At 45.4% G+C, this 19,583-nt stretch carries 22 protein-coding genes and 2 pseudogenes; 16 read left to right on the top strand and 8 right to left on the bottom strand.

All coding sequences use genetic code 11. From position 1 onward, the window contains the following. Nucleotides 1–948: pseudogene (locus tag QUB13_RS25585) on the bottom strand (hypothetical protein); the annotation flags it as partial. Nucleotides 949–1,088: 140 nt separating this feature from the next. Here QUB13_RS25585 and QUB13_RS25590 point away from each other — a divergent pair. Beyond that, on the top strand, nt 1,089–1,286 hold the full coding sequence (locus QUB13_RS25590; RefSeq protein ID WP_333386552.1) for a hypothetical protein: 198 nt from the start codon (nt 1,089–1,091) through the stop codon (nt 1,284–1,286). Nucleotides 1,287–1,553: 267 nt separating this feature from the next. On the opposite strand, the gene QUB13_RS25595 is transcribed toward QUB13_RS25590, so the two are convergent. The 4 genes from QUB13_RS25595 to psbH all read right to left on the bottom strand — a co-directional run bounded on the left by QUB13_RS25595 (nt 1,554) and on the right by psbH (nt 3,088). Next, nucleotides 1,554–1,820 (bottom strand): DUF3146 family protein, encoded by a 267-nt coding sequence (locus QUB13_RS25595; protein ID WP_194010069.1) that lies wholly within the window; start codon nt 1,818–1,820, stop codon nt 1,554–1,556. After that, nucleotides 1,817–2,479 (bottom strand): aminoacyl-tRNA hydrolase, encoded by a 663-nt coding sequence (pth, locus tag QUB13_RS25600; protein ID WP_333386555.1) that lies wholly within the window; start codon nt 2,477–2,479, stop codon nt 1,817–1,819. Before pth ends, QUB13_RS25595 begins: the two co-directional genes overlap by 4 nt. Then, nucleotides 2,480–2,734, bottom strand: coding sequence for a TatA/E family twin arginine-targeting protein translocase (locus QUB13_RS25605; RefSeq protein ID WP_194010071.1), 255 nt, complete (start codon nt 2,732–2,734; stop codon nt 2,480–2,482). A gap of 150 nt (nt 2,735–2,884) precedes the next feature. Then, the gene (psbH, locus tag QUB13_RS25610; RefSeq protein WP_006633692.1) at nt 2,885–3,088 is read right to left on the bottom strand and encodes a photosystem II reaction center phosphoprotein PsbH; all 204 of its coding nucleotides are present in this window, start codon (nt 3,086–3,088) and stop codon (nt 2,885–2,887) included. A gap of 222 nt (nt 3,089–3,310) precedes the next feature. Here psbH and psbN point away from each other — a divergent pair, with 222 nt between their 5' ends. From psbN to QUB13_RS25655, 9 genes are all read left to right on the top strand, one after another. After that, nucleotides 3,311–3,454 (top strand): photosystem II reaction center protein PsbN, encoded by a 144-nt coding sequence (gene psbN, locus QUB13_RS25615; protein ID WP_442922027.1) that lies wholly within the window; start codon nt 3,311–3,313, stop codon nt 3,452–3,454. Beyond that, the gene (locus tag QUB13_RS25620; protein ID WP_333386558.1) at nt 3,435–3,662 is read left to right on the top strand and encodes a hypothetical protein; all 228 of its coding nucleotides are present in this window, start codon (nt 3,435–3,437) and stop codon (nt 3,660–3,662) included. The genes psbN and QUB13_RS25620 overlap by 20 nt, the downstream gene beginning before the upstream one ends. A 65-nt stretch (nt 3,663–3,727) precedes the next feature. After that, nucleotides 3,728–4,828 (top strand): chorismate synthase, encoded by a 1,101-nt coding sequence (gene aroC, locus QUB13_RS25625; RefSeq protein ID WP_333386561.1) that lies wholly within the window; start codon nt 3,728–3,730, stop codon nt 4,826–4,828. A gap of 1 nt (nt 4,829) precedes the next feature. Further along, nucleotides 4,830–5,741 carry an MBL fold metallo-hydrolase gene (locus tag QUB13_RS25630; RefSeq protein ID WP_194010074.1) on the top strand — a complete coding sequence of 304 codons (912 nt, stop codon included), beginning with the start codon at nt 4,830–4,832 and terminating at the stop codon, nt 5,739–5,741. 170 nt (nt 5,742–5,911) lie between these two features. Next, complete coding sequence (locus tag QUB13_RS25635; protein WP_333386563.1) at nt 5,912–6,145, top strand: hypothetical protein; 234 nt, start codon at nt 5,912–5,914, stop codon at nt 6,143–6,145. A gap of 368 nt (nt 6,146–6,513) precedes the next feature. Further along, nucleotides 6,514–7,509: a hypothetical protein gene (locus tag QUB13_RS25640; RefSeq protein WP_333386566.1), complete on the top strand. Its 996-nt coding sequence runs from the start codon at nt 6,514–6,516 to the stop codon at nt 7,507–7,509. 570 nt (nt 7,510–8,079) lie between these two features. Then, entirely contained in the window at nt 8,080–8,685 is a 606-nt protein-coding gene (locus tag QUB13_RS25645) for a class II aldolase/adducin family protein (protein WP_333386569.1), read from the top strand. A 278-nt stretch (nt 8,686–8,963) separates the two neighbouring features. Then, nucleotides 8,964–9,518, top strand: a complete 555-nt coding sequence (locus QUB13_RS25650; protein WP_194010078.1) for an Npun_F5560 family protein — start codon at nt 8,964–8,966, stop codon at nt 9,516–9,518. Then, nucleotides 9,511–10,155 carry a hypothetical protein gene (locus QUB13_RS25655; protein ID WP_333386572.1) on the top strand — a complete coding sequence of 215 codons (645 nt, stop codon included), beginning with the start codon at nt 9,511–9,513 and terminating at the stop codon, nt 10,153–10,155. The genes QUB13_RS25650 and QUB13_RS25655 overlap by 8 nt, the downstream gene beginning before the upstream one ends. A gap of 138 nt (nt 10,156–10,293) precedes the next feature. On the opposite strand, the pseudogene QUB13_RS25660 reads toward QUB13_RS25655, so the two are convergent. Next, a pseudogene (locus QUB13_RS25660) lies at nt 10,294–10,691 on the bottom strand (transposase); the annotation flags it as partial. Nucleotides 10,692–10,772: 81 nt separating this feature from the next. Here QUB13_RS25660 and QUB13_RS25665 point away from each other — a divergent pair. The 3 genes from QUB13_RS25665 (at nt 10,773) to QUB13_RS25675 (ending at nt 15,435) form a co-directional block, all read left to right on the top strand. Further along, nucleotides 10,773–10,940, top strand: a complete 168-nt coding sequence (locus QUB13_RS25665; RefSeq protein ID WP_373534591.1) for a transposase — start codon at nt 10,773–10,775, stop codon at nt 10,938–10,940. A 275-nt stretch (nt 10,941–11,215) separates the two neighbouring features. After that, a complete protein-coding gene (locus QUB13_RS25670) occupies nt 11,216–13,429 on the top strand; it encodes an ATP-binding protein (RefSeq protein ID WP_333386575.1) in 2,214 nt (737 codons plus the stop codon). Between the two features lie 539 nt (nt 13,430–13,968). Beyond that, nucleotides 13,969–15,435 (top strand): response regulator, encoded by a 1,467-nt coding sequence (locus tag QUB13_RS25675; RefSeq protein WP_333093609.1) that lies wholly within the window; start codon nt 13,969–13,971, stop codon nt 15,433–15,435. 99 nt (nt 15,436–15,534) lie between these two features. Here QUB13_RS25675 and hisG read toward each other — a convergent pair whose 3' ends face one another. Continuing rightward, on the bottom strand, nt 15,535–16,179 hold the full coding sequence (gene hisG / locus QUB13_RS25680; RefSeq protein WP_333093610.1) for an ATP phosphoribosyltransferase: 645 nt from the start codon (nt 16,177–16,179) through the stop codon (nt 15,535–15,537). Between the two features lie 197 nt (nt 16,180–16,376). Here hisG and QUB13_RS25685 point away from each other — a divergent pair, with 197 nt between their 5' ends. The 3 genes from QUB13_RS25685 to rppA all read left to right on the top strand — a co-directional run bounded on the left by QUB13_RS25685 (nt 16,377) and on the right by rppA (nt 18,270). Next, on the top strand, nt 16,377–16,646 hold the full coding sequence (locus tag QUB13_RS25685) for a hypothetical protein (RefSeq protein ID WP_333093611.1): 270 nt from the start codon (nt 16,377–16,379) through the stop codon (nt 16,644–16,646). 107 nt (nt 16,647–16,753) lie between these two features. Continuing rightward, nucleotides 16,754–17,404 carry a glutathione S-transferase family protein gene (locus QUB13_RS25690; protein ID WP_333093612.1) on the top strand — a complete coding sequence of 217 codons (651 nt, stop codon included), beginning with the start codon at nt 16,754–16,756 and terminating at the stop codon, nt 17,402–17,404. Between the two features lie 179 nt (nt 17,405–17,583). Continuing rightward, nucleotides 17,584–18,270: a two-component system response regulator RppA gene (gene rppA / locus QUB13_RS25695; protein WP_333093613.1), complete on the top strand. Its 687-nt coding sequence runs from the start codon at nt 17,584–17,586 to the stop codon at nt 18,268–18,270. A gap of 115 nt (nt 18,271–18,385) precedes the next feature. Here the strand turns inward: rppA and QUB13_RS25700 are convergent, their stop codons facing one another. After that, nucleotides 18,386–19,273: a metallophosphoesterase gene (locus QUB13_RS25700; RefSeq protein ID WP_333386581.1), complete on the bottom strand. Its 888-nt coding sequence runs from the start codon at nt 19,271–19,273 to the stop codon at nt 18,386–18,388. Between the last annotated feature and the right edge of the window lie 310 nt (nt 19,274–19,583).

Raw genomic sequence — 19,583 nt, forward strand, 5'->3', positions numbered from 1 at the left:
AGGCAATCCTTTAATTTGATGGCTCCACTTCTGGGGTACATTGAACTTATCTAATAGCTGGTAAGTAAGTGGAGATAGAATAAACTCAAGTTCTGGGTTGTTCTGTAATACTCCAAGTACGCTTAATCGGTCTTTTCTTAAAGTTGTACAATAAACTGTATATAAGGGGTTGCAAATTATATTTGTAGTGTGATTTATTCCTTTAACACGCGCACTTGTTTGATCTAAGTGTTGCCAAGGGCTACTCGCTAATCCGGATACATACACTTCGCTAAATTCCGATTCAAAATTTAATGATTTTTTCACCACTAGATTTGATAAATAACCGGCTGACATCGAAATCCCAATATTGCTTAAAAAATCTAACAGCTTTCCTTGAGTCATGTTGCCTCCGTAGTAAAGGCTGATAACTAAGGCTTTTACTCCGGGCCCAAACTCCCCATCATATCCGGATGGTAACGGTGAAACGTATGTTTTCTTTTCTGAAGGTGAGTAATACTTCTGTTTCCGGAATAACACGTTATCTGTTTTTAGTAAAATGTCTTGAACTATTACCTCTTCATAACCCTTAAATTCTGAATCGAATGGTAGTTCTGCTTCAGGATACTCCAGAATTTTTTCTCGGTCAACTTTGACGAAAGCATTTTTACTACTTTTAATGTGCTTTTTTGGTGCTTTTCGCTCTTTTTCGGATGAGTAGTTCTCTTTTAACTTTTTCGCTCCATTAGCTTTGACCTCTGGTTTGCCTTGTTCTCCTTTCAGGCGATTATTTTCGGATTTTAATCTTTGATTTTCTGACCGTAATTCTCTGGTTTCTGCTTGTAATTGCTCTATAAGGTTCAGCAATATGGACACTGTACGACGCAATGATTCGTCAGCAATCTCAGATGGCTCAAGGCTTTGCAGTAAGGTTTCTACTAATTGGTCACTAGATGTTTTTTGCGTCATGCTTTATATTCTACCATGCTGTGCCTAGATTGTGAACCTTCTTTTTTTCTGTTACCCCGATTTATTGAGCGGATACCTTTTCTGCTTCTGTAAAAGCACAAACTACCGCACAAGTCAAGCTAAATAATTCTTTAGTTCAAGTGCAGCCAACGCGAGAACAAATCCTCAATGCTTGCGTGCTCAATCAGGCTGAAACTTTGCCAAATCCTTTTACCGATGTGCCATCAAATCACTGGGCTTACAAAGCTGTTTTGACGATGTATTATTGCGGCGCTTACCGAGAAGCAACCCCGCCTGCTTTAATTCAAGAATTACTGCAATCACCACCAATCAATTGATTATCCCGCATTTCATCAGAGGCTAGAAACCAGGTTTTTTACGAAAATACTTGTTGAAAACCATAAATCTCGGAAAAACCCGGTTTCTTAGTTCGTAGCGTCAAGGCCAAAGAAACCGGGTTTTTGAGAGTTTTAGCGTGCTGCAGTGCGGTATTGTCGTAAAAACTCGGTTTCTGACTCAAGGTGTTTCCAGGCCAAAGAAACCGGGTTTTTGAGAGTTTTAGGGTGTGGTAACGAAGTATTTCGTAAAAACCCGGTTTCTGAGTATCAAAACTGAGCCCGAACGGTAAAGGAATAATCCCCGCCCGGTTCAAGCTGATAATCCCATTTTTCCAGAAAACGGTGCAGCGGTTCTTGAATCAATGCCCTACCCCGAGATGGTTCCAGTATCAGTGTTTTTTCTGCGGTGAAACGCCACTGAAACTGCCACTCAAAATTGCCGGCACTTACTTCACCCTCAATGGTGCCTTTTAGCCAAGATTGGCCAGTCACTCGGACATATGCAGTTGTTTCGGGCAAACGTCTCGAACTCACCTTTTTGTTTCCGCGTTTGTTTCTGCAATGGTACGATTGTTGTAAAGACTCATGGCTTTTTCTACTCCTTGGTGGAGGCTAAGTTCCACAGCTTCTACAACTAATTTAAGCACTTTCTCTACTAATTGACTTTCCTCTGAGGAAAATTTTCCTAATACGAAGGAAATCGTATCTTTGTCATTTTTAGCAGGATCGTTTTGAGGTTTGCCGATGCCAATCCGCAAGCGGGGAAATTTGTCTGTACCTAAATGAGAAATTGTTGATTTCATGCCGTTGTGGCCGCCGGCTGAACCTGCTACTCGCATTCTGAGTTTGCCGATCGGCAAATCCATATCGTCATATACTACTAATACGGACTCTGGAGGTATTTTGTACCAATCTGTGGCCGCCCGAATCGATTGGCCGGACAGGTTCATGTACGTCAACGGTTTCAGCAAGCGGATTTTCTGTCCTCGCGGCCGATTTCCCTCGCCAAATATGCCTTGAAATTTGCGGTTTTCTGACAGGGAAATTTGCCAAGATTTAGCCAAGGTATCGACTGCATTAAAGCCGATGTTGTGTCGCGTGCGATCGTACTTTGGTTCTGGATTTCCCAAGCCCACTATTAGCTGGGGAATTATTAACTCCGCTGGTTTTTCCGACTTATGAGTGTTATTCATCTAACTGTTGGCGGTATCTTCCTTTGCTGCCGCGATTTTTTCGGGTTCGGGCTTTTTGGTAGTTGCGACTGCTTCTTCTAACTGCTTGGCTTCCCGCGTAAACTCCGACTCAAAATCCCGCGAAGCGTCTTGAAATCCCCGCAGTGCTTTTCCGAAACTCCGACCGATTTCCGGTAACTTTTTCGGGCCGAATACCAACAGGGCGATGGTAAAAATTACTGCCATTTCCGGCAAGCCAATTCCAAAAATATTCATGTTTTTTCTCCGGTATTTTGTTTAATTAGTTAGCATTAAATTACGAGCCACTAACGGGAAAGGGCAAGGGAAAATGGGAAAATTTAGCTTTTACCCTTTCTCCTCTACCCTCAGCTTTTACTGTTAGCCTGACTGTTTCGCGCTCAAATTTTAGCGGCCGAGACTCGACCAATCGACATCCACATTCTCCAGAATCAGTGAAGAGTTGTAGATTTGCAAAATAATCAACAAGAACACGAAAAACAGTCCGATGAAAACGCTCATCAACAGGGTGGTTCCCCAACCAGGGGCTACCTTGCCGTATTCTGAGTTAAGGGGTTTGAGTATATCTCCTAACCAAGTCCGCTGTGCCATAAGTCACCTACAATGAATCTCTACAGAAAAGTTTGACATACTTCCACCGCTAATTGCGATCGCAATTTTTTAGACCCCGCAGTCTCCGACTCTCCCGCAGTCTCCGACTCTCCCCGTCTCCCCGTCTCCCCCGGATGCTGCCATACCCTACCCAGCCTAAAATCACTAGACTTTGAGACGGATTGTTATTTTTTGTAATATTATAGAGTGGATAACTCATAATTGCTCCCCAATATGGAACCAGCAGCATTTCTAGGTATTTCTCTCGGTGTGTGTCTGGTGGCAATCACCGGCTTCACGATTTATACGGCTTTCGGCCCTCCCGCCAAGCAATTGAGAGATCCTTTTGAAGAACACGAAGATTAGAGATGAAGGAAGAAGGAAGAAGGAAGAAGGAAGAAGGAAGAGGGAAGAAGGAAGAAGGAAGAGGGAAGAAGGAAGAAGGAAGGTTTGCCCAATTTTCCCCCTCTCGCCCTCTCTCCCTCTCCCCTTCTCCGCAGCGATCGAACTTCTGCAGTGCCCGATCGACCTTTCGCCTCCCCAGTCAATGCTATATTCTGCAAAAATACAGTAAATCTCTATTGGAAAAATATATCTTCCAGTTAAAGTAAAAATTATCAGGTTTCAGGCGAAAGCACTATGGGCAATACCTTCGGGCATTTATTTCGGATATCGACATTTGGGGAATCTCACGGCGGCGGTGTGGGAGTAGTAATAGACGGTTGTCCGCCCCTGGTGTCGCTAGACGCATCGGAAATTCAAGCGGAACTCGATCGCCGCCGCCCAGGCCAAAGCAAAATTACGACGCCCCGCAAAGAAGCAGATACCTGCGAAATTCTGTCGGGGGTGTTTGAAGGCAAAACTCTGGGAACTCCGATCGCAATTTTAGTCCGCAATCAAGACACTCGCCCTCAAGATTACGGCGAAATGGCGACAACTTACCGCCCTTCCCACGCCGACGCTACCTACGATGCTAAGTACGGAATTCGGAACTGGCAAGGCGGAGGTCGAAGTTCGGCGAGGGAAACTATTGGTAGAGTAGCAGCAGGGGCGATCGCCAAAAAAATTCTCTCTCAATCCGCTGGAGTCGAAATCGTTGGCTACGTCAAACGCATCAAACACTTAGAATGCGTCGCCGACCCGGACACTGTTACCTTAGAACAAGTAGAAAGCAACATCGTCCGCTGTCCCGATGCCGACTGCGCCGAAAGAATGATTGAACTAATCGAAAAAGTTCGCGACAACGGAGATTCGATCGGCGGTGTAGTCGAATGCGTCGCCCGCAACGTACCCAAAGGCTTGGGAATGCCCGTATTCGACAAACTCGAAGCCGACTTGGCAAAAGCTATCATGTCCTTACCCGCCAGCAAAGGTTTTGAAATTGGTTCTGGCTTTGCCGGGACTATGCTTTTGGGCAGCGAACACAATGATGAATACTATACTGATGAACAAGGGGCAATTCGTACAGTGACGAATCGTTCCGGCGGAATTCAGGGTGGCATTGCTAACGGTGAAAATATCATTCTGCGGGCGGCCTTCAAACCAACTGCGACAATTCGCCAGCAGCAGCGCACAGTTACCCGAGAGGGTGAAGCAACGCTGCTAGCGGCCAAAGGACGGCACGACCCTTGCGTTTTGCCAAGAGCTGTGCCAATGGTGGAAGCAATGGTAGCTTTAGTGTTGTGCGACCATCTGCTGCGCCATCACGGACAATGTGGAACCTTAAAGTCTGAATTTTAAAATGGAAATCAGCTTGTCCTCTGTAGCGGCAACTCCCGTTGATTGCCCTCAACCCTCGGAATCAATAAAAGGTATGGATGATTTTGTCGTACAGTTCTGGGGCGTGCGGGGCAGTGTTCCGACACCAGGATCGGAAACTGTTCGCTACGGCGGAAATACTTCTTGTTTGGAAATGCGAGTAGCTGGCAAACGCTTGATTTTTGACGGCGGAACAGGCTTGCGGATGCTGGGAGACCAGTTGATGCAAGAAATGCCGGTGCAAGCTTATATGTTTTTTACTCACTATCACTGGGATCACATTCAAGGTTTCCCGCTGTTCGCCCCAGCTTTTATCCGCGGCAATAGGTTTGATATTTATGGGGCGATTCCGCCGGATGGCGATTGTCTCAAAAGGCATTTTGTGGAACGGATTCTGCACTCGAATTCGCCGGTGCCGCTGATGGGTTTGCCAGCAGATTTGAATTTCTACGAACTCAATCACAACCAGACGATGATGCTGGACGATATTGAGATTAGGACTGGTTCTCTGAATCACCCGAATACTGCTATGGGATATCGGGTGAGTTGGCAGGGACGTTCGGTGGTTTACTGTTCTGATACGGAGCATTTTCCCGATCGACTAGATGAGAATGTCTACAATTTGGCCCTCGACGCTGACGTGCTGATCTACGATGCGATGTACACCGACGAGGAATATCACAATCCCAAGTCTCCGAAGGTGGGGTGGGGACACTCGACTTGGCAGGAAGCGGTGAGAATGGCTAAGGAAGCAAGGGTGAAACGAGTGGTGATTTTTCACCACGATCCGGCTCATACTGACGATTTTCTCGATCGCATCGCCGAAGATGTGCAAATCGCTTTCCCCAAGGCTGTCATGGCCCGCGAGGGTCTTATTTTGCCGATCGGCTTCTGAACTTTCGTCGGTACGGTCGATCGCTCATAATTTTATCCTACGATCGTTTTTTGATGTGGAGCAGGTCTTGTGGCCCGCTCCACAACTTTTTATTTTTAGCAAATACTGTTAGTGCGTGGTATAATTCTGGGCTAGTAACTTTTTAGGAAGAATATTTAAGTTTTTTTTGATTGTTTTACTCGCTCTTATTTGAGAAGCTCGGCAAAATTAGCAGTTTGTTAATCGCGATCGCGCGGGTGGATCGTAATTGCGATCGCTGTGAATGTGCCGTGACAAGAAGTATCGAGTTTGAGGGCATCTCAGATGAGAACGAAGTGCCGTACAACCTGCGGGCGATCGCAGGATCGAGCAACAACCCACCCGCGCGATCGCTTCCACAAAACGCACACCAAGAAGTAAAATAATTGGAGGATTGCAGCAGGCGAAAAAGTGAAAGTTTTAAGTGTCAACAAACACGGCGAGGCTCCGCAAGATTTCACTCTCGCACGAGGCTCCCCAATTGGCAACAAACTTGACTTTATCATCGTCATACCTGCAATTTTTTGAGTAATTCCCAAACAAAAAAGCTGAGGTTATAGTTAGGAAAAAACACAGGTACGGTGCTTTTTTAGAAACATGAATATTTGCAACTCTGAAAAGCCGATCTGAGAGCTTTTCGCTACAATCTGAGTGATTTTTCCGCAGTCAATTTCATTCAAAAGAAAGAGACGATCGCTCTTTGGTTTGGGACTAGCTGCAACAGCAAAGTGAATGTTATGACTTGACTATCAAAATGGGAAATTTACGTTTTAGATCTTCAGCAAATCAGTACAGATGGATTGCCCTAGGCAGTTTTGCTGTAATTATGGGTATTTCAGGGGCATTAGCCTACCGCCTAGCTCCGCTGCCGGGATTCCTGGCTCAAGGAACTCTGGCTTCTAATAATCCGCCAGTAAAATTTTCGAGCACGGGCGCGACAATTCTCAAGCAGGGAGAGCAACTGACTCCCGATGTTCTGCTGGCAGATAATGTTGTCAAAGCAGTCGCAGATGCAGTTAAGCTGTCGCCTCAGCAAGTTCGACAAAATGCTAGCGTCAAGATTTCTAAGCCGGAAGAACCTCTACAGATTGCTGTTGGGTATCGCTCGCTCGATCGGGATCAAGCAGTGCAAACGGCGGATATGTTGATGAAAGGCATGGTTGAAAAAAGCCGCCTGATTAACAGATATCGGTGGCAATCAGTCAATCAGTCGCTCAACCAACGCTTGGCAAAAGTCACTCAAGACCTCAAACAAGCTCAACAACAACTCGACCAATACGAAAGAGAGCGCGCTCGCCTGTTGCAGCAAATGAAGCTTCAGCAAGACTTTTACAACAAAACTCAGCTCGCGATGGCGGATACGCAAGCGTCGGAAAAAGAAATGGTGAGCAGTTTGGCTGCCGCAGCAGCGCCGCAAATTGTGGCCACGCCCACGAGCGATCCGACTGTGCCTCTGATTTTGGGAGTTGGCTTGCTGTTGGCGATTTTGGTAAGTCGCGGTTTGATTCCTTCGGTGGCGGATTGGCAGCACAAAACAGCTTTTCAGCGAGAAGAGAGCGAAAGGCTCCAAAGTGCTTTGTACCGACTGATCAAAGAAAACCGCGGCGAAATCACTTTGGTGCGGTTTGCGATGGAGACGCGGCTGTCGCCGGATGTCGCCCAGCGTTTTTTGAACGAACAAGCTGAAATCTTTAATGCCAATTGCGAAATTAAAGACGACGGCAGTATCTTGTATCACTTCCACATTTAAAAGGTGGCAGGCGCGCTCGCTCCACAGAAAACCCAGAGCCGATCGGGCATTCACTGCTCGATCGGTTTGCTTTTTGGGTAATTAGTTAAAAAATCTTTAAGATATGTAATTTGGGTGTTCCGCTTGCTTCCCTGTATGTATAATGAAAAAAATACGTAAATATACGGTTGCTTTTTACTTGAGTTACCTATAAAGGCATGGTTTTTCGTTAAATATTCCTTAGGGAGTAACTCAGCTCAGTATAAATGCTGTAGTCTAAAGCTATAAGTTGTTCGGGGTGTTACATAGTTTCACAGAAGAAATTAGCTCGGGCCAGAGCCTGGAATCAAACTCCCAGCCTGAAAGCGTACTTTTTACATTTAACTTTTGCAATCACCAATTGAGGCTAAACCTATGATATTTGGAATAATTGGCTCTTCTTTCGTAGCTTACTTTTTGTTGATGTCGATCGCCAATTACGGCGACACTGGAATGTAGACTAGACCCAGCCGGCAAAAAAGCAGTTTGACAAATTCGGTGAAGTATTTGACCCAGCCGTGTCTGTCGTGTCCGCAATTTGCAGGAAAATGAATGGATGAAGGAGTCGTTAAGTACCGCTGTGACTGGAAAGAGGCAGACCCTGTAGCTGCCGGGGACATAGCAGATTTGATGGACTGGCGCGATCGACTCCACTCTTGGGGACTAATTGCCGTCTACGAAAATGGCATCGGGTTTGGGAACGTCAGCGTCAGGATTGGCAATTCTTGCCAGTTCGTGATTTCCGGCACCCAGACAGCACACTTGCCGCAGCTAGGGCCAGAATCCTACTGTACTGTTACTGAATTTAACTTAGAACAAAATTTCCTCTGCTGCCGGGGCCCGGTACCAGCTTCGTCGGAGTCCCTGACTCACGCAGCACTTTACCTTCATGCTGGCGATGTGGGGGCGATTATTCACATCCACAATCCTCAACTCTGGCAACAACTGCTGTTTAAAATTCCTACTACTAGAAAAGAAATACCTTACGGCACTCCTCAAATGGCCTTAGAAATGTTTAGACTTTTTGAGGAGGAGAATCTCGCCGATCGAAAAATTCTGGCGATGGCCGGTCACGAGGACGGAATTATCTGTTTTGGCAGCACTTTGGACGAAGCTGGGAAAGTGCTCTCGGCAGCATCTCAGTTTTACATTTCATAGTGCTGTCGCGATCTCGCAAGTAGTACAATATGCTCTTCGGGGACGCTCGCACGCTCAATAAAAAAATGCGGCGTTGCAAAACACCAGATGCTCTCGTGTTCTCGACTGCGATCGGTTAGACCAGATCTGCGTTAAACTGAGCTTTACCCTTGGCTGATGGTCGATCGCTCCAACGCGCCGACACAGCTTAAAAACTTTGACAGTGCCTCTTGCCTCTTCGGTAAGGGAAAGATATTTTTAAAGAGAAACACATTTTATAGCAAAAGCTGAGAGTCATCGTGAATCTAACTAAACTTGTAAGCTCAAAAGAACTGCAATCAGAGGTATCTCGTCTCACCGAAGAGCTGCAAATGCGCGACCAATTGGTGCAGCAGTTGTCTCAAGAACTTTTCAGACTGGTGAAGGGAAATACGAGTTTTGTTCCTGCGCCGGAAGTTTCCGATCGCCACCAAGCTCAAATGCAGGCGATGCGCGAACAACTGCAAGCTGTTGAAGAACAGGTGGGTTTTTATCAAGAACAAATCGCCGATCGGGATGCTGAGGTTTACCAACTGCGGCAGTCAGTGCAAGAATTGACCGATCGCTCTCGGATGCTCGAACAAGTTGTTCAGGAATTGCCAGGGGTTTACCGCCAGAAGTTTGCCGAACGGATCGAGCCGATTAAGGAAAAGCTGGATCAACTGCAAAAGGAAAACCGCCAATTGCATACAGAGTTGCAAAGCGTGACTTACCGTCTGGCGGTTCGCAATCGCAAGGCTAAGGGCTTGGATCTGCCTAGTGTCGATCCTGATGACGATCGCGGGATTCAAATGCCGAGCTTTGGCAATGTCTGAGGTTTTGATTGTGACGGGTGACGGGCAAAAAGTAGCAGCAAGTCTCCTTGAGGCGATCGCTCGATCTCATCCTTTAACCGAAGTCAATATCTGTGGAATTTCTGCACTCAATTCTGGATCGATCGCCTCCGCTGGGGCGATCGTTTGTCCTATGACGCTGGATGTGCCGTCCGATCTGGTTTTTCCGGGTCAAGATGTGTTTAAATTTTGCCGCAATGTTGCGGTGGCGCGCGATCGAGTGGCTGAGGAACTGCTTTTTCCCGTCGGCGAGGGCAGTTTTTGGCTCCCTGTGGTGCACACAGCAAAGGGGCCGCTTTATGCTGAGGCGATCGCCGCAGAATCCGATAAATTGTCAGGCGAGTTGAGTTACCGTCAACCGCTGCATTTGTCGGATGTTTGGCGGCAGCAGTTGTACCAGTTGGCTTACCGCTTGTTGGTGGATATTTTAAATGCGCCTCCGGCGACTTATTTGATGCAGTTTGGGTTTGTAGGGGAGAAGATTTTGTTCGATCGACTTTGGCCTTTTCCGGCTGCACCTGCGATCGCCTCTGTCTGCCTTCAAGTGCCAGATTTATTTATCTGCCACTGGAATTGCTTGACAAATCAACCGATTTATGATATGCAAATTACTTCTTGATGTTCCTAATGAGGACTCTAGTCCAATGGCACTGCTCAAGTCTTAATTAGGGCTTGCTGAAAAAGTCAGAAAACAGCATTTAGAAAGTTGATTGAATTTGCGATGACCTTAAATCAATAGATTTTGCTCATCTTTTTTTTATAAAATATAACTTTTGCTAATTATCCGAGACTCAAAACCTGAAAAAAGGTTTGTGTTGTGAAATAGACATAAAAAAAGCCAAAAAGCCGGCCGTACCCAGGCGGAAATATTCATCACCAGAAAAATTATGGCGATGGCTGTTTCAGAAGTATTAGAAAATTTAGCCATGACTCTACCAAGGCTAAATCTTCTTTTACCTGCTCCAAATTTTTCCTCAATCAAGTTACGAATTCTTTTGTCAGACTTAGCTTGCTTCTTCTTTGACTCGCTGATATTTTTAGGGGTATTTCTAGAGGAACGCCACTCATCCTAATCCCGATTTCTTTGCACCAAGCTCGATTTGACTGCGTTCGATATATGCGATATACATGAATTGATTCGAGATAGTAAGCTGTTGCTCATATAGATTGTCTATAGCGATTGAGGGGGAGAGAGGGAGAGGATTTGACTATTTTTAATTGTCATCAAAATATACAATGCTTCGCAATCATATCGATGGAATTTGTAACTATTTATTGAACCGAACAACGAGTGGTTGTAGGTCAGAAATCAACAATCGTCTCAAAGTGATTAAGCGTCAAGCCTATGGATTTGTTGATTTTGACAATTTTCGAGTTCGACTATTAGCTGGCTTTTCTAATTAGTTTTTATGAGCACCGCAAACCCCGAAGACACCAAAAATTAATGTTTATTCACAATAATCAGGGATTTAAAAGCGATTTTTGCTGAATATAATGATTTAATTGTAGGGTCGATCGCACTTTGAGACACTTCAAGTCGATCGCGCGATCGTCCTCCACAACCAGCAAGTGCCTCAGATCACAAAGCCCGCAGATCGCCCTCAACCCCAACAAACGTAAAATTATGTCAAATTAAGTAAAGAGTTATAAAATAACTATTGGCAGACCTGCAGACAGTTATGACCGCAAAACTAAGAGCTACAGACACAAAAAAAATGGACACAGACTTGCAGCAGTTGAGCGCAGACCAAGAACTGATTCTCAATCAAGTAGACAATGCCATCGCTCTGTTCGACTCGTCTGAGTGCTTAGTTTTGTTTAACAAAAAATTGGCAGACACTTGGGAACTGTCCCCAGAATGGCTGGCCACAAAGCCCAAGTGCGAGTTGCTATTTGCCGAAATTGTCGATCGCGGTTACTTGTCGCTTCAGCAGTGGGAACAGTTTCAGGAAGCACTGAAAACATCTCAGGAACAAAATTTATCATTTTATTTCGAGCAATCCAACGGCATTTGTTTGGAAGTCTTCGCCACAATTACCAACAGCGGCGGGAGACTGTTTACCTTTCGAGACGTTACTGTATACCGAACATCCCAAGCTAGCCTGAACGCAGAAGTCAGAAGGCTGAGCTTTCTTTTAGGTTTAACAGAACGCCTGCAAAACTCTCATAGTTTGCAAGAAATAGGTAGGTTTGCCCTTAGCTATTTGGTAGAGGCGACGAATGCTGCTTTCGGAGACGTCAAAGTAATTAGCGGTTCGGGAAATGACAGACAAGCGGCGGCAATTTCCAACCAAGTTTCTGGTCAATTTTTGGCTAGTTACGGGGAACCAGTCGCCGCCGGAATGCAAGAATTGCTCGACAAAGGCATTCCCTACGGCATCGGTTTGCTGTGGAAAGTGGTGGAAACCGGTCAACCTTTGTTGATCGATGACTATGCCCAACATCCCAATGCTGTGCCACAATTTCGACATCCGGGAATCGGACAATTGGGGATTTTTCCGATCGCCTCTACCGACGGCACCATCATCGGAGTGTTGACGCTGGAGTCCCGCAACGTCAAAAAATTGCAAGCCTCCCTCCATCAAGAAGTGCTCACAGCGGCTTGTCGGACGCTGGGTACGGCGATCGAGCGGGCTCAGACACAAGAAAACCTCCGCCAAGTTAACGAACAATTAGAGTATTCTTCTCAATTGAAATCTGAGTTTTTAGCTTCGATGTCCCACGAATTGCGGACACCTCTCAACAGCATTCTCGGATTTTCTGACTTGCTGCTGCGTCAAACAGCCGGACAGTTGAGCACTCGACAAATCAACTATGTAGAACTGATCGAAAAAAGCGGCCAGCACTTGTTGCAACTAATCAACGATATTCTCGATCTTTCTAAAATTGAAGCGGGGAAAGTAGAACTAAATTTGCTGCCAGTGCGCGTTCACGAACTCGCTACAGATTGTCTAAAAATGATTCAGCCGAGGGCAGACAAAAAGCGGATTGCTTTGTCTTCAGAACTAGATTACCGCATTAATAAAGTTTTGATAGACGAACGACGAGTGCGACAAATTGTGATTAATTTACTTTCCAATGCCATCAAATTTACACCGGAACAAGGACAAGTTAAACTCAGCGGGCGTTTGGCCTACGGCAGCGAAATCAAAGGCGATTATCGACCGGATTGTTCTCCTGTAAATGACAGCACTCCTTATTTTTGTTTGGAAGTGAAAGACTCCGGCATCGGCATTCCTCAAGACCGTTGGAACTTGCTATTTCGACCTTTTCAACAGGTTGATTCTTCCCTGACTAGGCGGCACGAAGGCACCGGTTTGGGTTTGGCTTTGACTAAGCGTTTGGCCGAACTGCACGGGGGGACTGTTTCTTTTCAATCTGTTTGCGATGTCGGCAGTGTGTTCCGCGTTTGGCTGCCTTTGACGGAGATGCGTCAAGAGTCGGGAAGCTTTGCTGCTTGTGCCTTGGATTCTAAGTTAATCCCTGCTTCTGCGATCGCTTTGCCAATTGGTAGCAAGCGGATTTTGGTTGTGGAAGACCAGCCTTTTAACCAAATGTTAATTTCGGAGGTGATGGAATTGGAGGGCTACGGGGTAGAGATTATCGCGGATGGGAAGGCGATGGTCGATCGAATTTTGGCCGCTTCTACTGCGCCGGAGTTACTGCCGGATTTGATTTTGATGGACATTCAATTGCCGGATGTTGACGGCTTTGAGTTGATGCGGCGAGTTAAGGCAGATCCTGTATGGGACTCGGTACCGATGATTGCGGTGACGGCGATGGCGATGGCTGGCGATCGCGATCGATGTTTTGAAGCTGGCGCTTCTGGTTATTTGAGCAAGCCGCTGGATCTTAATTTGGCGATCGCGACTATCCGTTCTTTTCTCTCTTAAAAAGCATTTACGCACCGGTGGTCAGAAACCGGGTTTTTTGCGAAAATACGCGCGTTGTAGCGCACAAATCGGGTAAAAAACCCGGTTTCTTTGGCAGAGTGCATAATACCAAGTTCGGCGTTTTTTTGTCATTTTGAGCGCAGCAACGCAATCGAAATATCTGTTTTTCACAGTGTTTTGCCTTGGATTCACTGCCACCAAGGTGTAATTTATTACATTTGATCGTGCGAAAGGCTAAACTCAATAGTAGAGAAATTTTAAATTGAATGTAAAATCAATTTATCTGAACCGAACTCAACTATTTCGGCGATCGAGCGGGGGCATCTTTTTTCAGGAACCAGAGGAAAAGGTCAAGAATACAACACAATCTGTTCTGGACGCTATTAAACTAAAAAAATTGGGTTTTTTACCCGATTAAAAATCTGGATGCAGTATTATCAAAAAAAATCCGATTTCTAGGCGATCGTCCGTCAATCCTTGCTAAATACCTCAATTTTTCGTCCTTGCCGGTCGGTGACAAACTTTACCTATCAGATTCCATGTCAAACAAGTCGCCCTGCATCATGTTGGTTGATGACGAGCCAGATAATCTGACTTTACTCCAAGAGTTATTGCAAGTCGAAGGATACACCACAGTATCAGCGCTATCTGGCGATGAAGCGCTCTCCCTCGCCCGCACATTTCGACCAGATTTAATTTTACTTGATATTATGATGCCGGATATGGACGGTTTTGATGTCTGCGACATCCTGCGTAAGGATACGGCTTTACAAACTGTACCGGTGATTTTTTTGACTGCCCTCAGTGACGACACCTCTCGCCTCAAAGGGTTAGAAAGGATGGCAGATGATTATTTAACAAAGCCTTTTAACAGTTGCTTGCTGCTGGCAAAAATTAAAAATATTTTGCAGTTGAGCCAAATGCGATCGCAAGTTGTAACTTCCCAATTCAACCAGCAAGTCACAGAAAAAAGCCAGCGCCAAATCGCCGCAGCTTGGGAGGCCAGCGAATATATTGCTGAAAAATTTCAGCTATTTGTACCGGAGCAGATTCTCACACGAATTGCCCCAAAAGGCATAGAATCGATTCAATTGGGAAATGTCACAGAAGAAGAGCTGACTATTCTATTTTGCGACATTCGCGGGTTTACGACGATCGCAGAATCTCAACCAGCACACGAAACCTTTGAATGGTTGAACGCTTTTTTTACTAAAATGAACGATTGCATCACGTCCCACGGCGGGTTTATTGACAAATACCTAGGCGATGCCATCATGGCAGTATTCGATCTGCCGACTTCTCACGCTATAAATGCGATCGAAGCCGCAGTAGCCATGCAAGAAAGTTTGCAGGAATTTAATGCCGATCGCCATAAATACAATTTAGAATATCCCGTCAACATCGGTACAGGAATTAACACCGGGATCGGCATGATCGGCACCTTGGGTTCCGATCGCCGGATGGACTCTACAGTCATCGGCGATGTAGTAAATACAGCTTCTCGCTTAGAAAATTTAACTAAAATATATGGCTGCCAAATTATTGTTAGCGAAAATGCGATCGTTCATGCCAGAGAATTTCTAAATAACATAAGTCCGAATTCAAACTCAAAAGAAAGTCTATTATTAAAGTGTGACTTGGAAGCCAAAATAGGGGAGAGTATGATTTCAAATTCTCACGCGACAGCAGCCGACAGCCATTCAGCCAGCAACAATTATTACTATCGGTGGATCGATAGAGTAACCCCGCGTGGCAAGCAGCAAGCTATTGAAATCTACGAAATCTGGCCCGCATCCAGTCCAGACTCCCAGGCCAAGCAGCTTACCCAGGCTTTATTTGACAAAGGAATTCAAGGATGGCAAGCCAAAAAATTTGTCGCCGCCCTAGGATACTTTCAGCAACTAATCGAACAAAACCCTGCAGATACAGTCGTCAGTTTTTATATAGATAAATGCCGGGAAAAACTAGGTCTTATACCTGCCAATAGCAGCTCAGAAATGAACTAAATAAAACCGTTCCTAGTAAGGACTTCAGTCCTCATATTTAACAATAATGACTAAGTTCCTTACTGCGAACCGATAAAGATTTTCTAACTTAAACCCACATCAAACCGCTGTCAAAACTTGCTCCCTCAACTTCCCAATCAACTCATTAACTCCCCCAGAATTCAAACGGTAACTCAAAGGATGACCGATCAAATAAGCCGAACTTTCAAACAAAACATCAATCTCCACCAAACCATTTTCCCGCAAAGTTTTCCCAGTCGAAACCAAATCCACAATAGCCTCCGACATACCCGTAATCGGCCCCAACTCCACAGAACCGTAAAGCGGCACAATTTCCACCGGCAAGTTCAAATTGTGAAAATATTCCCTCGCACAGTTGACGAACTTAGAAGCAACTCTACCGTGAGGTGGCAAATCCACACTTCGCCGATAGGAACTAGATTCCTTCACCGCCACCGACAGCCGGCACTTGCCAAATTGTAAATCAATTAAATTAGCAACTTTCGGTTTTTTTTCCCGCAAAACATCATAACCGGCAATCCCCAAATCAGCTTGACCGTATTCCACATAAACAGGCACGTCGTGCGTCCTGACTAGCAAAGCTTTTGCTGTTCCGGTGGGGTCATAAATTTGAAGTTGTCGGTTAGAGGAATCTAGAAAAGCGCTGAAGTCTAATCCAACCGATTTAAACAGCCGAATACTATCTCCTAACAATCCGCCTTTGGGAAGTGCAACAGTAATCATGTCAATTTTTAAAGTGTAAATTGCTCAATTTGGGAAGGGGCGATCGCGGCACAAGCAGAAACAGCTTTTGCCAAACTCAGAATAACACATATAGTTCACAGTTAAAAATAAATTTACGCTATTGCTCGATCCTTTGTTTTGGTATATATTATATTTAGTAAGTTTTTATAGACTCACTTTTTTAAAGGGCGGTCAGTATGGAAAATAATCAAGAGTTTGACAGTCAAGAATTTGACGAAGAATTTCACAGTGTAGACCCGGATTCCCTGAAAGTTACAGTAGATGAAATTCTCTCAGGCGGGGGTCTAGAGGCAGAGGAAATGGATTATACAGTAGCCGTACCTACCGCTAACCACCCCAGAATCCCCAGGCTCAGAGGTTTCTCATCTCAGTTGAAATTAAGCGTGTTCGATGACACCACCCGATCGAAGTTTGCCGAAAAACGCGGAACGCTGGGAGGTTGTTAATGTAAGATGCTTGCAGAGGCTGTTGCACAGAACTGGACTATCCTTTGTGTATTCAACTCTAAAACTGGAAATTGAACGGGCGATCGCAAATAACTCACAGCTAAACTATGACCGAATTGACTCTTGTTATTGGCAACAAAAATTATTCCTCTTGGTCGCTGCGTGCTTGGCTGGTGATGAAACAAGCTGGACTGGAATTTACGGAAGTGAGAATCCCCCTAGACGGGCCGACAAGCCACGCGGAAATTCGGCGCTATTCTCCCTCGGGAAAAGTGCCTGTTTTAATCGACGGCGACTTGAAAGTGTGGGAATCTTTAGCAATTTGCGAGTATGTTGCCGATCGCTACGCGCATCATTTGTGGCCTGCAGATATCGCCCAAAGGGCGATCGCCCGTTCCATCTGCGCCGAAATGCACGCGGGGTTCCAAAATCTGCGCCAAAATATGCCGATGGACTGTCGCAACCGCTATCCCGGAGAAGGAATGACTCCCAGTGTTGAAGCAGAGATCTACCGCATCTTTACCATGTGGCACGAATGCCGTCAAAAATTCGGAACAGGTGGCCCTATGTTGTTCGGAAAATTTACAATTGTTGACGCTATGTTTGCTCCCATCGTCCTGCGTTTTGTCACCTACGGAGTCAAATTCAATGCAGAGGGAAAAGCTTATGCTGATGCGATTTTAGCAATTCCTGCAATCCAGGAATGGCTAGCAGCAGCTTACAGCGAATCAGAAAATATTCCACATTTTAAAATATAGCAAAATCAGTTTGCTTAACCTAAGCATTTCTAAACTTAACCTCACGGCAGACAAAGCAACCGCAGGGGGGAAATCCCTACAAAACCTACTTATCTGCAAGCTTCCTGTAATTCATGCTTAAATCTAACATCTAAAACTTGTTTTGAGCTAAGTCGAAAAAACTAAAATGTAAAATCAAGATGCGGATTCTTTTAGTTGATGATGAAGTTGAGTTGACTGACCCTTTGAGTCGAGTTTTAAGCCGCGAAGGTTATACAGTTGATGTGGCAATTGACGGCGCGACAGGCAGCAATTTAGCAATGCAGAAATCTTACGATTTGCTAATCTTAGATTGGATGCTGCCCCGACAAACCGGACTGGCAATTTGTCAGCAATTGCGATCGCAAGGACGGAATACACCAGTGCTATTTCTCACCGCCAAAGATACCCTAGACGATCGCGTCAAAGGACTCGATGCCGGCGCAGACGACTATATAGTTAAACCCTTTGAACTGCGAGAACTGCTAGCCAGAGTCCGCGCCTTGCTGCGACGCCCCCCTACTTTTGATGCCGAGGTGGCTGTCGGGCGGCTGCAAGTTGCAGACTTACAGCTAGACTACGACAATCAAATTGCTTATCGGGGCGATCGGACAATTGACCTATCAGAAAAAGAATGTCAGTTATTAGAATACTTAATGCGCCATCCCGGTCAATTGCTAACACACGAACAAATCCACCAATACTTGTGGAGTGAAACAGAAAAACCCAGCAGCAACGTATTAGCCGCTCAAATTCGCCTGCTGCGACGTAAAATAGAAGCCCCAGGCGAATCCACCCTAATTAACACAGTCTACGGTAGAGGCTATCGCTTTGGAGAAGGCAGTTAATAATAATTGCCCAAAAAATCTCGTAGATGCAGGCGGCGGTTGAAACTCCGCAAAAGTCAAACTTTCCTCCGCCTCCGCAGACACAAGAAAACAACCTAAATTTAACCGTCAGCCTTCAACCCCTTCCTGTCGAGTGCAAGTCTCGCGTAGAAGCCGTTTCAACCGCCCCCTGTTCTTGACAAACCAAAGTAATTACTGACACCTCCGGCCGACAAAATAGCCTCCCTGGCGCATAAGTTCCCAAACCGCGATTCACGTACAGCAAATTACTCCCAACCCGATGCAAACCGCTAGCCCATTCCCAGTGACTAACTACTCTATCGCAAGCCGACAGAAGAGGAATCCACTTTCGGATTGGTTCAGGAATCAAATAGCCAATTTTTCTCACCCAAGCATACAAAGGCCCGATACCGGGAATCACAATTTGACCGCCGTGAGTGTGCCCGGAAAACTGCAAATCAATCCGCCATTTTTGCAGCTTTTCAGCAGTATCAGGATTGTGAGACAATACAATCCGAGAAATCCCCGGATTTATTGATGTCATTACAGGTTCAGGCTTAAAATCGCCAGACCAAAAATCTGCCAACCCAACTAAAGCCAACTCAGCCCCCAAAGGATAAATGGCTTCGTTGTATAACACCCGAATACCTGCGTTATTCAAAGCATTAGCAACCTCAATTTTTGCCCCCGGCCAATAGTGGTCGTGATTCCCCAAAACCGCGTAAATTCCCATCCGACTTTGCAAGTTTTTCAATCGCTGCACTAAGTCGTGAATAGGTGCCGGATCGAAGGTAATAAAATCCCCCGTTAAAAAAATTAGGTCTGGTTCGGCTTCATTAGCCGCCGCAATCGCCTCTTCTAGCAACCATTCCGACAGTCGCACCCCGTCATAGTGAAAGTCAGTAAGCTGTACTATTTTAGTACCCGATAGATTTGCTGGAAAATTTGCGATCGGTATTGTTAAACAGTCTACCTGCAGTTTCCCAGTGAATAACCTGTGCATAAATCTAACGTTTATTGACAGAGCGCAACCTCTAGTTTAGCAAATAAACAGGCAAGACTGCAAAAGTAGATATTATTCCTTCTTTCTTTTGCCATCTGACTAATAACTACTAAGTGCTGAATACTAGCTAATGATATCAATTCCGGTTGCCCTCATACCGGAATTGTTGACTGTTGACTGTTGACTGTTGACTGTTGACTGTTGATTCGGGTCTAAAAACTGAATGGTTGAGTATTAACTGTTGACTCAATTTCATTATTCCAATGCCACCGGAAACGATATGACTGAGCGGCAAGGTGCAACCTAAGCA

The sequence above is a fragment of the Microcoleus sp. B4-D4 genome (assembly GCF_036705185.1).
GTDB lineage: Bacteria > Cyanobacteriota > Cyanobacteriia > Cyanobacteriales > Microcoleaceae > Microcoleus.

Excerpts from the sequence above, each read along its gene's own strand:
- pth (WP_333386555.1), bottom strand. The coding sequence starts at position 2,479 with ATGAATAACACTCATAAGTCGGAAAAACCAGCGGAGTTAATAATTCCC.
- QUB13_RS25605 (WP_194010071.1), bottom strand. The coding sequence starts at position 2,734 with ATGAATATTTTTGGAATTGGCTTGCCGGAAATGGCAGTAATTTTTACC.
- psbH (WP_006633692.1), bottom strand. The coding sequence starts at position 3,088 with ATGGCACAGCGGACTTGGTTAGGAGATATACTCAAACCCCTTAACTCA.
- aroC (WP_333386561.1), top strand. The coding sequence starts at position 3,728 with ATGGGCAATACCTTCGGGCATTTATTTCGGATATCGACATTTGGGGAA.
- QUB13_RS25630 (WP_194010074.1), top strand. The coding sequence starts at position 4,830 with ATGGAAATCAGCTTGTCCTCTGTAGCGGCAACTCCCGTTGATTGCCCT.
- QUB13_RS25640 (WP_333386566.1), top strand. The coding sequence starts at position 6,514 with ATGGGAAATTTACGTTTTAGATCTTCAGCAAATCAGTACAGATGGATT.
- QUB13_RS25645 (WP_333386569.1), top strand. The coding sequence starts at position 8,080 with ATGGATGAAGGAGTCGTTAAGTACCGCTGTGACTGGAAAGAGGCAGAC.
- QUB13_RS25655 (WP_333386572.1), top strand. The coding sequence starts at position 9,511 with ATGTCTGAGGTTTTGATTGTGACGGGTGACGGGCAAAAAGTAGCAGCA.
- QUB13_RS25665 (WP_373534591.1), top strand. The coding sequence starts at position 10,773 with ATGCTTCGCAATCATATCGATGGAATTTGTAACTATTTATTGAACCGA.
- QUB13_RS25670 (WP_333386575.1), top strand. The coding sequence starts at position 11,216 with ATGACCGCAAAACTAAGAGCTACAGACACAAAAAAAATGGACACAGAC.
- QUB13_RS25675 (WP_333093609.1), top strand. The coding sequence starts at position 13,969 with ATGTCAAACAAGTCGCCCTGCATCATGTTGGTTGATGACGAGCCAGAT.
- hisG (WP_333093610.1), bottom strand. The coding sequence starts at position 16,179 with ATGATTACTGTTGCACTTCCCAAAGGCGGATTGTTAGGAGATAGTATT.
- QUB13_RS25685 (WP_333093611.1), top strand. The coding sequence starts at position 16,377 with ATGGAAAATAATCAAGAGTTTGACAGTCAAGAATTTGACGAAGAATTT.
- QUB13_RS25690 (WP_333093612.1), top strand. The coding sequence starts at position 16,754 with ATGACCGAATTGACTCTTGTTATTGGCAACAAAAATTATTCCTCTTGG.
- rppA (WP_333093613.1), top strand. The coding sequence starts at position 17,584 with ATGCGGATTCTTTTAGTTGATGATGAAGTTGAGTTGACTGACCCTTTG.
- QUB13_RS25700 (WP_333386581.1), bottom strand. The coding sequence starts at position 19,273 with ATGCACAGGTTATTCACTGGGAAACTGCAGGTAGACTGTTTAACAATA.